We start from the raw sequence: 14,682 nt of genomic DNA, 5'->3' as shown, positions 1-14,682 counted from the left end.
GCCCAGGCTGGCGACGGTGATGAGGGTCTTGCGCAGGTATTGCATGTCTGGCTCCAGGGTTATTGGGGTGGCGCCGGCCAGGCGCCCCCGCTTGTCACAGATCGTACTTCAGTTCGGCAAAGACAGTGCGCTGGGTGTAGGGGTGGAAGGCCCAGTACCTGGTATTGCCCAGGTTGTCCACGCCCAGCGAGGCGGTCCAGTGACGGTCGTAGCGATACTGGGCGCGAACATCGGCCACCAGGTAGTCGCTCACCCCGGTGTAAGTGGCGCCATTGGGGTCGCTGCCATCGAGGGTGCCATACTGCCTGCCGCTGTAGCGCAGGCCCAGGCTGGCGCGCCAGGCCTCGCTGAAGCGGTAGCCTGCCAGCAGGGTGGCGCGCCATTGCGGCACGCGCGGCTGCCAATGGCCCACGCTGGCCGGGAAACGGTCGTTGCGGACAATCTCGGAGTGCGCGTAGGTCAGGCTGCTGCTGAGGTCCAGGCCGCGGATGGCGACATCGCTCGCCTGCCAGGACAGCTCCAGCCCATAGGTGCGGATCTGATCCACGTTCTGGATATTGGTGACATTGGGCGTGACCGTGACATTGGTCTGCGAGTAGAGCGCGTCGCGGCTGTCCTCGCCGAACACGGTAGCGCGTAGCGAACCCTCATCGAGGCTGCGCTCGGCCGTCAGCTCGCCGGTCCAGGCACGCTCGGGTTTGAGCGATGGGTCATTGTTGACCAGCACGTTGTTGACGATGCCGCCCTGGTAGAGCTCGGCCACCGTGGGCATGCGGACCGAGCGGCCCAGCGAGGCCTTGAGCGTCCAATCCGGCAGGGTCTGCCAGGCCAGCGCCGCCTTGGGCGAGAAGTAGTGTTCCTTGCGGCTCACCAGGGCCACGGCCGTCGTGGCGTTGGCCAGGTAGCCGTTGTGCGCCTGCCATGCCTCCCAGCGCCCGCCCAGGGTGCTGCGCCAATCCGGTGCCATGCGCCAGGTGTCCTGCAGATAGAGGCTGTCGAGCTGTGTCTTGCCGCCAAAGGCTGACGCCTGGGTAGCGGCCGGACCACGCAGCCAGTCCGTCGTGTTCGATACCAGGCTCTTGAGGGTATAGCGCTCGGCCTGATAGCCGAAGTCCAGCACCTGCGCCCCCGCCGGTCGCCAGACGCCCTTGAGCGCCAGCGTACGCCAGCCGGTGCCGGACAGATCGGTCAACTGCCCGGCACCGCCGGCATCAGCCTGCGGCAGGGCTACCGTGGGGGTGCGGACCTCGTCCTTGCGGTAGTCGTACCGGCTGGCGGCCAGTTCCCAATCGAATACACCGCGCGCGCTCTGCTTGAGCGAGAGGCCTTGCATGAGGTGATTGAGCTGAGCACGGCTGGGGGCAAAGTCGGCGGCGCTGAGCGCGTACTGCTTGCCGTCTATGACCACATTGCCGCTATAGACCGGTTTGCCCGAGGCATCGCGCAGATAGCTCTGCGAGCGCCGCTCGGCATCGTTCTGCCAGCTACCCAGGGTATAGCTGAGCCGCAATGAGGGCGAGAAGTCGTAGGCCAGCTTGGCCTTGGCATGGTCCTGCACGGTATGGACCTGGTTGGTCGAGCCCAGGATCCACCAGTTCTGGTTCTTGGGATTGCGATCAGCCACGGCACCGCTGACCGGCATACCTCCGGCGACCACCGTACCGGCGCTCACGAGCCGGTTGGCAAAGGCGATGGGCTGGCCGTCGTTGTCCAGCCGGTTGACGCTCAGCCACCACGACCAGGCCGCATTGCGGTTGCCCAGGCTGGCGCTGACCTGGCTGCCGTCATAGCTGCTGTCGCTACCGTACTGGCGAAAGCCCTGGTGAAAGCCGGACAGTTTGATATGGGCCTCCAGCCGTTGCGGCATGCGGGTAACGTAGTCCACCACCGCGCCGACCGAGTTGCCCGAGTAGGCGGCAGAGAAAGGCCCGTAGAGCACATCCACCCGCTCGATCTCTTCCGGCGTGACCATACCCCAACGTGGCGTGTAGGTGGCGCCGTTGCCCAAGAGGTTGGAGAGCAGGATGCCGTCGGCGTAGACCAGCGAACGTGCGCTGTTGCCGGTGCCGGAGGCGCGGCTGGCCAGCACTGCATGGTCGTAGTCGCCGTTGTAGCGCTTGCGCACATTCAGGCTGGGCAGGTACTTGAGCGCATCTTCGGCATCGGTGGCATTGATGGCGGCATCGATCTCGCGGCCAGAGATGCCTTCGATGGTGGTGGGGATCTGGGTGGGCAGCGAGCTGACACGCTGGCCGGTGATGGCGATGGAACCAAGGTCCTTGTTGGCGCCCCCGGCGGCCAGGGACGACGGGCAGGCCAAGGCAGCCAGCAGCGCGGCAGCAAGCGGGGTAAGGCGGTACAGCATGGGAGGTCTTTCGTCTGACTATGGCCGCGCGACACGGGCGCGACCTGGACTACCGGCCATGGTGGCCGGTAGGCGGAAAGCTGCAGATGCAGCCTGTACGGTCAGGCGTAAGCGGGTGGGCCGCGCGAACGTGTGGCGGCCCAGCTATAGAGCGGACGGGGAGCGTGGTAGTAGAGCGGTGGCAGGACCGGCTCGGCGATATCCAACGGCAGGCTGGCGACTTCGGGTGGTGGTAGCACGACCTGGCCACCATGGGCCAGGCAGAAGGGGCAATGCTTGGCGTGGGCCAGTCCATCCATGCCCGCAGGAGTCGGTGTACCCAGGTCGAGCTTGACCAGCCGCTTGCCCCCGGTCGTGGAGCAGACCTCGGCCCAAGTCTCCGCCCTGCCTTGCTGGCGAGCCAGCACCTGGCCCAGCGCCGGCATGAGCGCGGCCGCCAGCAGCGCCAGCAAGGCGAGGCAGAGCGCAAGGCGGTGGGTGGTACGGGTCCAGAGCATGGGCGGAGCATAGCAAGCGGCGGCGCTCCCGAGCCAGCTGCGGCAATTGGTCGCAGCACCGTGTCGCCATACCGACGGACGTCCCAGTTGTGGGATGCACCTGTCCCAGAAGCGGGATGAGTACCAAGCCACCACGCTCCTGAGAATTCACAATTCCCAGCCATATCAATCACTTGCAAGACTGGCACCAAAGCTGCTGAAGGCCAGCCATTGCCTACCCACCGTTTAGACCACCATGGACATTCCCCGCCCCAAAGCACCGCAACCCTTCTGGCGCCGCCGTCCGCTCTGGCTTGCGCTCGCCGCCCTACCCCTGGCCGGCATCGTACTGGCCGGTTGGCGTGCCGACCCCGCCAGCTACAAGGTGGAAGCCCTGAGCGTGAGCACCAGCGTGGTGGAACGCGGCCCCCTCCTGGTGACGGTACAGGGCAGCGGCGTGCTCAAGGCGCGCGACGTACGCTTGATTGCCGCCCAGAGCGAGGCACGGGTGGAGCGGGTGCTGGTGCAAGCCGGCACGCCGGTCACCGCCGGTACCTTGCTGTTGCAATTGATCAACCCGGCGCTCAACCAACTGGCCGAGGAGACCCGCTGGAGCCTGGAGCAGGCCGAGGCCGAGCGCAACGCCCTGCGCACCCAGCTCGATAGCGAACAGCTCAACCAGCATGCCGTCGTCGCCAAGGCCGAATTCGCCGCCGAGAGCGCCCGCCTGCAGGTGGCAGCAGAAGCCGGGCTGGCCAAGGAGGGCATAGTCTCCAAGCTCACCTATCAGCGCAGCGAGCTCAACTACAAGCAGTTGAACGAGACCTTGACCCTGGAGCGTGAACGGCTGCGCAAGGGCCAGGCCAATATCGCCGCCCAGTTGGCGGCGCGCGATGCGATCGTGGCGCGGCTGCGCAAGACCCTGCAGCGCGCCCAGGACCAGGTGGCGGCGCTGAGCGTGCGTGCACCCATGGACGGTGTGGTGCAGGAGTTGAACCTGCAGCCAGGCCAAGCGGTAGCGATTGGCGCCAGCCTGGCCAAGCTCGCCCGGCCCGGCGAGCTCTATGCCGAGCTGCAGATACAGGAAGCCCAGGCGCGCGATCTGGCGCCCGGCCAGGCCGCGCAGGTGGATGCCCGTACCGCCACCCTCCCCGCCGAAGTGCTGCGGGTGGCCCCCAATGTGAGCAATGGCACGGTCAAGGTGGAGCTGCGCCTGAACGGCGCGCTGCCACGTGGAGCCCGGCCCGACCTGAGCGTGGACGGCACCATCGAGGTGGCGCGCCTGGCCGACGCCTTGCAGGTAGGCCGGCCGGTATTCAGCCAGCCAGACAGCCCGGCGAGCGTCTATCGCGTGGGCAAGGACGGCGTGGCCCAGCGCGTGGAAGTGCGCTTTGGCACCGCCGCGGTCAACCGCATCGTGGTCCGCCAGGGATTGCAGCCTGGTGACCGCATCGTGGTCTCGGACACCACCAGTTGGCGCAGCCATGACCGGGTCAAGGTCGAGTGATGGGGCTCCTGTCTCTCGGCTGCCCGCGCCCGCAAACCATGACGCCCAACCAGAACCCCGCTTCATCCAGTAGCATTCCGCAACGAGGAGAACAAGCATGTCAGCACCGGTAATTGCGCTAAAAGGCGTTTGCAAAGCCTTCCTGACCGACGATATCGAAACCCGCGCGCTGGACGGCGTGCACCTGCAGGTACAGCGTGGCGAATTCATCGCCATCGCCGGGCCGTCGGGCTGTGGCAAGTCCACCCTATTGGGCATACTGGGCTTGCTGGACAACGCCAGCAGCGGTGAATACACCCTGGCTGGCACGCCAGTGGCCAACCTGGACAACCGCGCCCGAGCCGCCCTGCGCAACCGCGAGATCGGCTTTGTGTTCCAGGCCTTCAACCTGATCGCCGACCTGACGGTGGAGGAGAACGTGGCCCTGCCGCTGCAATACCGCAGCGACCTCAGCAAGCGCGAGGCGCAGGCCTGGGTGAAGGAGGCCCTGGCCCGGGTGGACATGAGCCACCGTGCCCGCCACTACCCATCGCAGCTGTCTGGCGGCCAGCAGCAGCGCGTGGCCGTGGCGCGGGCGCTGGTAGGCAGGCCGACGCTGATCCTCGCCGACGAGCCGACGGGCAACCTCGACTCGCGCAATGCCGAGCTGGTGATGGACCTGCTGGCGCAGATCCACGCCGATGGCGCCACGCTCTGCATGGTGACCCATGACCCGCGCTCGGCGTCGCTCGCCAGGCGCACCGTCTCGCTGTTTGACGGCCGGGTGGTGGAAGATCACCTCAACACCGGCCACCGCGCCGACCGCACCACCGTGCTGGGAGCGCGCTGATGCTGGCCGACCTCCGCTACGCATTGCGCCTACTCGTGAAGGCGCCCGGCTTTTCCCTGCTCACCCTTTTGACCCTGGCGGCCGGCCTGACCTTTGCCATCTATATGGCGGCCGCCATCTACGGCATCGGCCTGGTCAGACTGCCCTGGCCTAACTTCGACCGCCTGGCAGTGGTGAAGGAGGTCTTTGACGGCCGCGACAACAACCACCGCATCCGCTACGCCGACTTTGTCGAATTCCGCAAGGTACAGACCAGCTTCGAGGCGCTCTACCCCGTGCAGCAGGCCAAGGTATCCATCGGCGGCAAACGCTACCCGGAAAACTTCCCGGCCGCGCGCGTAGCGGCCGAAGTCTGGGGTCTGCACGGCGTGCAGCCGGTACTTGGCCGGCGGCTGGAAGCCTCGGACGGGAAGCCCGGCGCCGCCCCGGTAGCGGTGATCAGCACCGAACTCTGGCAGCGGCACTTTGGTAGCGATGCGGCCATCATCGGCAGCCAGGTCAAGGTGGACGGCACCATGACCACCATCGTAGGAGTGATGCCCAAGGGCTTTCGCTTCCCCATCAGCGAGCAGGTCTGGCTGCCCTTTGTGGCGCCGACCCAATACGCGCCAGGCGATGACAACCGCGTCACTGCCGTGGGCTGGCTCAAGCCGGGCGTGAGCGTGGAGACCGCCAGCCAGGAGCTGGGCCTGATCGCCCAGCGGCTCAGCACTAGCTGGCCCAAGAGCAACCGTATCATCGGTGCGCGCGTGGCGCCTTACGTGCACGCGGTGGTACAAGGCCTGGGCAGCATGTATGCGGTGCTGGGCGGCGCAGCCGGCCTGCTCTTGCTGCTGGTGTGGATCAACGCTGGCAACCTCTTGCTGGCCCGCGCCAGTGAGCGGCAGCAGGAGACCGCCATCCGCTCCGCCCTGGGCGCACCGCGCTCGCGGCTGATGCGGCATATGCTGGCCGAGGGCTTTCTGCTCTCCTTGGGCGCCTGTCTGATCGGCCTCTTCTTTGCCGCCTGGGCGCTGGCTGCCACCAATGACGTGCTGCTGGCCATGCCCAGTTCGGCCGACATGCCGTTCTGGATACATTTCCAGCTCTCCTGGCCGGTAGCCATCCTGGCCATGCTGCTGACGCTGTTCTCCACCCTGGTGATCGGCCTTTTGCCCGCCTGGCGCAACGCCCGTACCGACTTGATGCTGGTGCTGCGCGACGGTACCCGCGGCGGCCAGGGGCGTGATGCCGGTCGCTTCAGCGGCGCACTGGTGGTGGTGCAGATTGCGGTGAGCAGCATGCTCTTGATCGCCGCCGTGGTGCTGACCTATGCCATGCACCAGACCCTGACCGCCGACTACGGCTGCCGGGTCAAGGATATCGGCACAGCCCGGCTCGATACCCGACAGAACCTGGCCAACTACCGCGACGACGCCAGCCGCAAGCTACTATGGCAACGCTTGGACGCCGCCCTGCGCACCTTGCCGGGCCAGCCACGCTTTGCCATGAGCAATGCCCTGCCGGGCGACGGCATGACCGAGGGTAGCGAGATCCAGCCGGAGGGTATGAGCATCGCAAACAAGCGCTACCCGGTGAGCGGTACCTATAGCGCCAACAGCGGCTACTTCGATGCGCTGGAGATCCCCATCCTGGCCGGCCGCGCCTTCAACGACCAGGACCGAGCCGACAGCCTGCCGGTGGCCATTGTCGACAGCACCTTTGCCGAGCAGTTCTGGCCCAAGCAGTCGCCACTGGGCAAGCGGGTGCTGGTGGACGCCGCCAGCGACAAGCCGGTTTGGCGTACCGTGGTCGGGGTGAGCCGCCCTGTCATGCACGGTAGCCCGACTGGCGACCAGAACGAGAAGGCGCCCAACCTGTACGTGCCGCTCAGCCAGCAGACCTTCCAGACCATGCGCATTGCGCTGGTGGGCACCGGAAATATGAGCACCACCCTGGATCAGCTACGCCAGGCGGTAAGCCGGGCCGACGCCAACCTGGCGCCCACCGAGCTCTACAGCTTTGAGCAGCTGCACCTGGACAACACCGGAGGCCTGGACCTGCTGGGTGCCTGGTGCGTGGCCTTGGGCCTGATCAGCCTCTTGCTGGCGGTCAGCGGCATCTACGGCATCACCGCCCGTGCGGTGGCCCTGCGTACCCATGAGGTGGGCGTGCGGCGTGCCGTAGGTGCCAGCGATGGCGCCATACTGCGGCTCCTGCTGCGGCGTGGCGTGCGGCAGCTGCTGATCGGCCTACCGCTGGGGCTGCTGTTAGGTTGGGGGGTGACCGTTGCCATGGCGGAGTTCCTCTACCAGACCGGCTTGGCGCTACCGCTCTCCATGCTGGTGATCAGCCTCGTGATCACCGCGGTGATTCTGGCTGCGACCTTGATCCCGGCGCGGCGGGCATTGAAGCTGATACCGAGCGCTGCACTGCGTTACCAATAGGGCTCGCTACCGGGCCCAAACGGTCCGGCTGGCGGTTCTACACCACAACAGGGCGCGGCGAGTGCCGCGCCCTGCCCCAGCCAGCGCATTTGTTTGTATGCTGCGCACCTGATCTCCGCATGAGCGCCACTGTGTCTGCCACCTTGCCCATCCTTGTCTGTGATGACGACGTCGCCGTCCGCGCCGCCATGAAGCTCTTTTGCAAGAGCGAGGGCTGGGCCTGCGAGGTGGTGGATAGCCCGGACGCTGCGCTGGCGGCACTGCGTACGCAGGACTATGCCCTGCTGCTTTTGGACCTGAACTACAGCCGCGACACCACCTCCGGCCAGGAAGGGCTGGCGTTGATTGCCGAAGTGCGTGGGCAATACCCCGAGCTGAGCATCGTGGCAATGACCGCCTGGAGCGCGGTCAGCATCGCCGTGGAGGCCATGCGGCTGGGCGCGAATGACTTTATCGAGAAGCCCTGGGACAACCAGCGCCTGGCCAGCATCATCCGCACCCTGATGAGCCTGCGGCAGAGCCGTGCCCGCAGCGAGCGGCTGGCGGCCGAGAATACGCTCTTGCGGCACCGTGAGCAGGAGGCAGACTGGGTGTGCGATTCGCCCGCCATGCAGGCGGTGATGGCGCAGGTGGATTCGGTAGCCGGCACCGATGTGAACCTCTTGATCACCGGCGAGAACGGCACCGGCAAGAGCCAGCTGGCCGAGGCGATACACCGCCGTTCGCGCCGCGCGGCCGGCAGCCTGATCACGGTCAATATGGGAGCGATACCGGACAGCCTGTTTGAGAGCGAGATGTTCGGCCACCTCAAGGGGGCTTTTACCGATGCCCGCGAGGCGCGACTGGGGCGCTTTGAGCTGGCTGACCAGGGTACGCTCTTTCTGGATGAGATCGGCAATATTCCGCTCGCGCAGCAGGCCAAGCTTTTGCAGGTGATCGAGACCGGGCGCTTTGAACGCCTGGGATCGAGCCGGCCGCAGCAGTGCGATGTGCGGTTGATTGCCGCCACCAATGCCGACCTGGGCGCCATGGTGGCGCAGGGCAGCTTCCGGCGTGACCTCTTGTACCGCATCAACAGTGTGGAGATACGCCTGCCGCCCTTGCGGGAGCGGCAGGGCGACATCCTGACCCTGGCCCGGCAGCGGCTGGCGTACTATGCCGGCCGCTACCAGAAGCCTGCGCGGCCACTCAGCACCGCCGCCGCCGAAGCGCTGATGGCCTACCCCTGGCCGGGCAATGTGCGCGAGCTGGCCCATACCATGGAGCGTGCCACCCTGCTCGCCACGGGAAGCGAGATTGTCCCCATCGACCTGGGCCTGCCCATGGCGGCACCTGCTGCAAACAGCACCAGCCTCCCGGCTGACCTCGATGCGCTGTCGCTCGACGAAGCCGAAAAGCTGTTGATCCGCCTGGCCCTGCGCCGCAACAACGGCAGCGCCAGTGCTGCGGCAGAAGCCTTGGGATTAAGTCGATCTGCCTTTTATCGGCGCCTGCAAAAGTACGACTTATAGCCCATGACCGCACACAGCAACTACGACACCCGCCTGCTGGCACTGCTGCTGGCCGGCAGCCTGCCGGCCTGGCTCTTGAGTGCCGTGCTGGTGTGGCGACTGGATTGGCTGATCTACCCCAAGATCGCCCTCTTGGTGCTGACCGGCGGGGCGATCCTGGCCTGCGCCGCCTGGCTGCACCAAGAGACCCAGAACCAGCGCCGCACGGTGGGCAACCTGATTGCCGCCATCCGCGAGGGCGACTACAGCCTGCGCATGCGCCACCGAGGCCAACCGGCGCTGGCCGAGCTGGCCGATGAGATCAACCAGCTGGCTGGCCAGCTGCATGCCCAGCGGCTGCGCTCGGAAGAGGCCCTGCGCCTGGTGGACAGCGTGGTGGAGGGCATAGAGATCGCCATCTTTGCGCTGGACGAGGACGGCAGATTGCGGCTGGCCAACCCGGCTGCCTGCCGACTCTTGCAGCGGCCACAGGCGCAGCTCTTGGGCCGGCCAGCGGCCGAGCTGGAACTGGCCGATCTGCCCAAGGACGACGCGCAAACCGTGCTGGAGTGGGTCTTCCCCGGAGGTGCCGGGCTGTGGCAGCTGAGCCGGCGTGGCTACCGGGTGGAGGGGCGCCAGCACACCCTCTTGTTTGTGCAGGATCTCAAGCAGGTGCTGCGCAGCGAGGAATTGAAGGCCTGGCGGCAGCTGATACGGGTGCTGAGCCATGAGGTGAACAACTCGCTCGGCCCCATTGCCAGTGTGGGCGCCACCCTGAGCAAGCTGGTGCAGGCCGGGCCTGGGAACGAGCACAGCGAGGACCTGTTGCAGGGCCTGGGCATTATTGAGGAACGCGCACAGCGGCTGGCAGAGTTTGTACGCCGCTATGCGGCCCTGGCGCGCCTGCCGGAACCACACAAGCAGGTGTTCGATCTGACTGCGCTGCTGCAAAGCCTGCCGGCGCTGCGGCCCGAGGCCAGGCTGCAACTGGATGGCCCCAGCCTGCCCTGCCCCTTCTACGGTGACCCGGTACAGATCGAACAGCTGCTGATCAACCTGATCAAGAATGGCGAGGAGGCCGGCGGCGCACCCTTGACCCTGCGCTGGCAAGCCGCACCCTTGCAGATCAGCCTGCAGGACCAGGGCAGCGGCATTGCCAACCCGGCCAATCTGTTCACACCCTTCTACACCACCAAGGTCGAAGGATCGGGCATCGGCCTGGTGCTATGCCGGCAGATTGCCGAGGCCCATCATGGCAGCCTGCTGCTGCGTAACCGCGAGGACGGGCCGGGGTGCGAGGCGGTGCTGCGGTTTGCGGTGCCGGCAAGCGAAGACTGAGCCCAGCCTCACTGGGCCTGGCAACGTCCCGCATCAAACAGCGCCGCCAGGCCACAGGTCGAGGTCAGCATGCGGTCGCCATCGTGGCCTACGCCCGGCACCGGGTAGAGAGGCTGGCGACTGGCCGGGTTGCGCTGCGCCACATAGCGCGCATAGGCCTGACCACGCGCATAGCGGTAAGGGCCTTGCGCCTCGGCCGCGCAGGTTTTGTCTAGCGCGGGGTGGTTGGGGTTGGTATCGGCCGTGCCCAAGAGGTAGACCACGTCGCGCGCGGCATAGCGCTGCTCGTAGTCGGCGGGCGATAGCTGGCGGGCATAGGCCGGGGCGTCTTCCCAGCCGTACTTCCATAGATTGAAGTCGCCGCAGCCGGCGACATTGAAGGGTTTATAGCCACCCTGGCCATCCGGTCGATCAGCGCTGAAGTAGAGGTAGGAGGACGGGTTGGCCACCACGTAGCGCAGCTTGATGCCCTGCTTGGCCAGCACCGCCTCGCCCTGCCCCACCACCGCATAGCGCTGCACCACCTGGGCGCCGCCGGAGTGGCCGGCGATCACCACCTGTTTGAGCTTGGGGTAGCGCTGCTTGTCTGCGAGGCTGGCGAGCAGCGCATCCAGCGCCTCATAGGACGCGATGGCGGCCGGTGCGTGGGCCGGCTCGCCACCCATCCAGCCGGTTAGGCTCCAACGCAGTACCTCGGGTGCCAGCTTGTACGCGCTGGCGTCGCGGTCGGCCAGGAACTGCGGCACCAAGAGCTGGGTATGGCGGCCGACATCGCCCGCTGCGGCGCGGGCAGCCTGGGCGGACTTGAAGTACACATCGGCGTCGCGCAGGCGGCCGTGGATGACGATCACCACGCGGTCGGTATCGGCAGCGGGCTGGGCCGGGTCGGCATAGAGTGCCAGCAGGCCCTGGCCGGCGGCGGTCTGTACGCTCAGGCGTTGGTCGGCTACGGTGGTGACGGGGCGGTGGTTGGAGGCGTCTTCTTCCGCTGCCGCCGCAACCAGGGCCAGACAGCAGAGCAGCAGGGCCAGAGTATGGCGAACGGGGAAGGACATGCTGGCTCCTTGGGTACCTTGCCGGCGGTTTGCGGCATGGACCGCGCTACGGTAACGCGGTTCCGTGACAGCGCTATGGGTATCGACCGGCTCAACTCGGCTGCGTATCGTCCACGCCATCCCAATAACCCCGCGTGGCCGCCCCATCATAGCCCTGCCCCATGAGCTTGACGCTCACGCGGCCGGTATCGGTATGCACGGCCACGTCTTGCGGGTGATTGCTGCCCAGTACCAGGTAACGGCAGGGCTCAGCCGTGTGGTTGACGAGGGCGTGGCCCACCTTCTGCCCGGCGGGGAAGCAGACATAGTGGCCGGGGCCGAGGATATGGCGTACCTCACCCAACTGCAGGGTCAGGCTGCCTTCCAGCACTAGGAGGTGCTCTTCTTCCAGCATATGGTAGTGCGCCTGGTTGGCCTGCTTGCCAGGAGGCAGCACTTCCATGGCCACGCCCACCTGGCTGCCGCCACCGAAGGTGCTAAGGTGCTGGTAGCGGATGCCGAAGCGCTCACCCCGGCTAAACTCCTGCCAGGGCACTTCGCTGATATGGAAGGGTTCGAACACGCCGTCGGCGTTGGCGGAGTTGCTGCGCTGGGTCATGGTGTGGCTCCGTGAGGAATTCGCACCATGATACGATCTTAACCCTGGCTGGCGTTGGCGATGCGTTTGAACAGCTGGTAGGCCTGGTAGCCGATCTCGGGTTGGTCATAGTCGCCGGCGGTGATCGCCACCACCAGCTCCAGCTCCGGCACCACGTAGAGCCGCTGGCCGCCGTTGCCTATGCCGCCCACCCAGCTACGGGTCTTGCCGTGCACCTCGACCGTGCCGCTCCACCATTGGTAGCCATACTGCATGCCATCGCCCGAGCTCAAACGGCCTAGCGTGGATTCCGCCAGCCACTCGGTCGGTACCACCTGCTTACCGTTCCACTGCCCCTCGTTGAGCACCAGCTGGCCGATCTTGGCCAGGTCGCGCGGGCGCAGCCGCAGCCCGGCGAAGGCCAGCGGCCGGCCACGCAGGTCGTTCTGCCAGGTGAATTCGGTAATGCCCAGGGGCTCGAACAGGTAGCGGCGGGCGTAGTCGGGCAGCGACATGCCCACGCGCTCGCTCAGGATCTGCGCCAGCACGGCAGTGCCGCCGCCGTTGTAGTTGAACTTGCTGCCGGGTGGGGCCGCCAGTGGCCGGTTGAACAGATAGCGGGCCTGCGAGCTGTGCCAGAAGAGGCCGAACTCGTCATTGCTGAGCGCGCCGTAGCTGCCCCATTCCTTCCATTCCAGGCCCGAGCTCATGCTCAATAAGTGGGCGAGGGTGATGCCATCGCGCCCATTGCTGCGCAGCTCGGCCAAATCGGGCAGCAGGTCCAGTACCGGCGTGTTCAGCGGCGGAGTCTTCCCCTGCGCCTGGGCGATGCCCCACAAGAGGCTGGTGACCGATTTGCTGATGGAGCGCATATCGTGCTGCCGCTCGGCATCGAACTGCACGGTATGGCTGAAGTAGTCCGATACCGCCTTGTCGCGCCCCTGCCGGTAGGCCTCGGCCACCAGTTGACCACGCCGGGCCACCACCAGGCCATGAAAATTGACTTGTCCGTCGGCAAAGCCGCGCAGGACGCCACAGAGCTTATCGGCATCGAGCGCGACATCTTGTGCCGGTGCCACGACCCAGCCGTCGGCCTTGCTGGCTGGTACATCACACGGCGCTGCCAGCAGCAAGGTCGGCAGCATGGCAGCGGCCAGGCCAAGCCCCAACCGGCGCCGTAGATCGGTGTTACGCATACTTGCTCCCTCTGTGGCCCTCTACGGGGCTCCATGCATACGGCGTGCCTGCTTTTGGCAGGTACGACGTGCGGCGAAGAATATATATGAATCAGCCGCTTGGCGAGCATTCAAACGTCATATATTTTGTTGATTCGATCATGAAGTGGCCGAGCAAGGTACGTCGCAGCGGCGCGTGGTGATGGGAAATGTGGTGCTGTACTCCGCGCCCGACGCGCAGTAAGGCCGGCCCAGCGCCGGCCGCTTTGCTGGTACTCACACCAGCAGTGTCATCAAGCAGGCTCGAAATAGGCCCCATGCAGGCACAGCGCTTCGGGCTCCACGCCGTAGGGAGTAAAGCCCAGCGATTCGTACAGCTGGCGGGCAGCCTCGTTGGGTTCGTACATGCAGAGCTGGATACGGTGGCCACCCTGGGCGCGGACATGGGCGATGGCGCTGTGCTGCTGCGGCTGCCGTTGGCGTCGTACTGGTAGCCGTTGGCTACCTTAAAGAAAAAGGATCGGGTCTATGCAAAATACAAGACGCGACTCCAATGCCGGTGGGCGGCCACCCTGGTCGTAGTGGTAGACCGCGGTCTGGCCGCCGTACTGCTTGGCAATGCGGCGGCACAGGCTGTTGATCGTATAGCTGGCAGCGTTGTCGGCGCTGCGGCCGACGGTGGCGTCGTACTGGTAGCTGTTGGCCGGACCAAGTCGGGGATCAGTCGGGCCCGCGCCCAGGGCAAGCGCTTTGGGCGGCCCACCAGCCTGAACCCGGAGCAGCGCAAGCAGGTGCTGAACCGGTTGGCGACCGGGGCGACGTCGACCAGCATCCAACCCCAAGGGATCGCTGTACTTTAGCGGGTTACCTTCAACATACGCATAGATAGTTGGCCCTGACACCGCCATGCAACGCAAGCCGCCCCAGAATGGGGCGGCTTCCTACATTAGTCCTTAAAAGACTCCGGCATTAAATCTGGAAATTCCTTGTAAAGCTTCTCCATCAAAAAGAACATTTGTCCCATTACCTGCGCGGCCTCTCCTCGATACTCCACGAATGCCTCCTCACTGTCCTGCTCCTTGCTGATTGCAGTTGTCTTGTTGACAAGGGAAAAGGCCTCTCGGAGGACAGGTTCAATCTGTTGAGCTACTTCTCTTTTCATTTTCAACTCTCTCAATATTCGCAGCCGGCCGCTTCCATGCACGCACGCATGCAACGGTAAAACGGAGCTCCGTCATTTGTATAAGTAGGCAATGTCGCACTACAGGATGCTGAGCACGTCGAGCGCTGTTGAGAACAGCGTTTCTTTTCCGCGTCATCGCCCTCATCTGGCTTGGCATCACTTCCAAAAAACTTCCGCCATGCGATTTTTGCGCCATTCCATGCGCCCTTGCAAAAATCATCTATTTGCTTAGCTACTTCATCAGTGGGAACGATGGGTTTT

Annotated in this window: 13 protein-coding genes; 5 read left to right on the top strand and 8 right to left on the bottom strand. The window is 65.6% G+C overall.

The annotated features are described in order from the left end of the window. Window positions 1-94: 94 nt before the first annotated feature. Together VIM95_RS06410 and VIM95_RS06405 are read right to left on the bottom strand one after the other, a co-directional pair. The gene (locus VIM95_RS06410; protein WP_331984200.1) at window positions 95-2,365 is read right to left on the bottom strand and encodes a TonB-dependent receptor; all 2,271 of its coding nucleotides are present in this window, start codon (window positions 2,363-2,365) and stop codon (window positions 95-97) included. 101 nt (window positions 2,366-2,466) lie between these two features. After that, window positions 2,467-2,862: a DUF2946 family protein gene (locus tag VIM95_RS06405; protein ID WP_331984199.1), complete on the bottom strand. Its 396-nt coding sequence runs from the start codon at window positions 2,860-2,862 to the stop codon at window positions 2,467-2,469. Window positions 2,863-3,097: 235 nt separating this feature from the next. On the opposite strand from VIM95_RS06405, the gene VIM95_RS06400 reads away from it, so the two are divergent. The 5 genes from VIM95_RS06400 to VIM95_RS06380 all read left to right on the top strand — a co-directional run bounded on the left by VIM95_RS06400 (window position 3,098) and on the right by VIM95_RS06380 (window position 10,431). Further along, a complete protein-coding gene (locus tag VIM95_RS06400; protein WP_331984198.1) occupies window positions 3,098-4,348 on the top strand; it encodes an efflux RND transporter periplasmic adaptor subunit in 1,251 nt (416 codons plus the stop codon). Window positions 4,349-4,445: 97 nt separating this feature from the next. After that, on the top strand, window positions 4,446-5,177 hold the full coding sequence (locus VIM95_RS06395; RefSeq protein ID WP_331984197.1) for an ABC transporter ATP-binding protein: 732 nt from the start codon (window positions 4,446-4,448) through the stop codon (window positions 5,175-5,177). Then, window positions 5,177-7,603: an ADOP family duplicated permease gene (locus VIM95_RS06390; protein WP_331984196.1), complete on the top strand. Its 2,427-nt coding sequence runs from the start codon at window positions 5,177-5,179 to the stop codon at window positions 7,601-7,603. Before VIM95_RS06395 ends, VIM95_RS06390 begins: the two co-directional genes overlap by 1 nt. Window positions 7,604-7,722: 119 nt before the next feature. Then, a complete protein-coding gene (locus VIM95_RS06385; RefSeq protein WP_331984195.1) occupies window positions 7,723-9,114 on the top strand; it encodes a sigma-54 dependent transcriptional regulator in 1,392 nt (463 codons plus the stop codon). A 3-nt stretch (window positions 9,115-9,117) separates the two neighbouring features. Beyond that, window positions 9,118-10,431 (top strand): sensor histidine kinase, encoded by a 1,314-nt coding sequence (locus VIM95_RS06380; protein ID WP_331984194.1) that lies wholly within the window; start codon window positions 9,118-9,120, stop codon window positions 10,429-10,431. 8 nt (window positions 10,432-10,439) lie between these two features. On the opposite strand, the gene VIM95_RS06375 is transcribed toward VIM95_RS06380, so the two are convergent. The 6 genes from VIM95_RS06375 to VIM95_RS06350 form a co-directional block, all read right to left on the bottom strand. Beyond that, on the bottom strand, window positions 10,440-11,486 hold the full coding sequence (locus VIM95_RS06375) for an alpha/beta fold hydrolase (protein ID WP_331984193.1): 1,047 nt from the start codon (window positions 11,484-11,486) through the stop codon (window positions 10,440-10,442). A 91-nt stretch (window positions 11,487-11,577) separates the two neighbouring features. Continuing rightward, entirely contained in the window at window positions 11,578-12,084 is a 507-nt protein-coding gene (locus VIM95_RS06370; RefSeq protein ID WP_331984192.1) for a cupin domain-containing protein, read from the bottom strand. 38 nt (window positions 12,085-12,122) lie between these two features. Then, a complete protein-coding gene (locus VIM95_RS06365; protein ID WP_331984191.1) occupies window positions 12,123-13,259 on the bottom strand; it encodes a serine hydrolase in 1,137 nt (378 codons plus the stop codon). Between the two features lie 485 nt (window positions 13,260-13,744). Then, a complete protein-coding gene (locus VIM95_RS06360; RefSeq protein WP_331984190.1) occupies window positions 13,745-14,074 on the bottom strand; it encodes a hypothetical protein in 330 nt (109 codons plus the stop codon). Window positions 14,075-14,184: 110 nt separating this feature from the next. Further along, the gene (locus VIM95_RS06355; RefSeq protein ID WP_331984189.1) at window positions 14,185-14,400 is read right to left on the bottom strand and encodes a hypothetical protein; all 216 of its coding nucleotides are present in this window, start codon (window positions 14,398-14,400) and stop codon (window positions 14,185-14,187) included. Between the two features lie 11 nt (window positions 14,401-14,411). After that, the coding region (locus tag VIM95_RS06350) for a hypothetical protein (RefSeq protein WP_331984188.1) at window positions 14,412-14,682 on the bottom strand (271 nt) is incomplete at its 5' end.

It is taken from the genome of Chitinimonas sp., from assembly GCF_036568685.1.
Lineage (GTDB): Bacteria > Pseudomonadota > Gammaproteobacteria > Burkholderiales > Chitinimonadaceae > Chitinimonas.
Note: the sequence above shows the minus strand (reverse complement) of the source record. Positions and strands in the feature narration are given on the sequence as shown.

Bases quoted from the DNA above. Each gene is read 5' to 3' on its own strand.
- VIM95_RS06365 (WP_331984191.1), bottom strand. From the start codon at position 13,259: ATGCGTAACACCGATCTACGGCGCCGGTTGGGGCTTGGCCTGGCCGCT.
- VIM95_RS06410 (WP_331984200.1), bottom strand. From the start codon at position 2,365: ATGCTGTACCGCCTTACCCCGCTTGCTGCCGCGCTGCTGGCTGCCTTG.
- VIM95_RS06390 (WP_331984196.1), top strand. From the start codon at position 5,177: ATGCTGGCCGACCTCCGCTACGCATTGCGCCTACTCGTGAAGGCGCCC.
- VIM95_RS06395 (WP_331984197.1), top strand. From the start codon at position 4,446: ATGTCAGCACCGGTAATTGCGCTAAAAGGCGTTTGCAAAGCCTTCCTG.
- VIM95_RS06385 (WP_331984195.1), top strand. From the start codon at position 7,723: ATGAGCGCCACTGTGTCTGCCACCTTGCCCATCCTTGTCTGTGATGAC.
- VIM95_RS06400 (WP_331984198.1), top strand. From the start codon at position 3,098: ATGGACATTCCCCGCCCCAAAGCACCGCAACCCTTCTGGCGCCGCCGT.
- VIM95_RS06355 (WP_331984189.1), bottom strand. From the start codon at position 14,400: ATGAAAAGAGAAGTAGCTCAACAGATTGAACCTGTCCTCCGAGAGGCC.
- VIM95_RS06380 (WP_331984194.1), top strand. From the start codon at position 9,118: ATGACCGCACACAGCAACTACGACACCCGCCTGCTGGCACTGCTGCTG.
- VIM95_RS06375 (WP_331984193.1), bottom strand. From the start codon at position 11,486: ATGTCCTTCCCCGTTCGCCATACTCTGGCCCTGCTGCTCTGCTGTCTG.
- VIM95_RS06370 (WP_331984192.1), bottom strand. From the start codon at position 12,084: ATGACCCAGCGCAGCAACTCCGCCAACGCCGACGGCGTGTTCGAACCC.
- VIM95_RS06405 (WP_331984199.1), bottom strand. From the start codon at position 2,862: ATGCTCTGGACCCGTACCACCCACCGCCTTGCGCTCTGCCTCGCCTTG.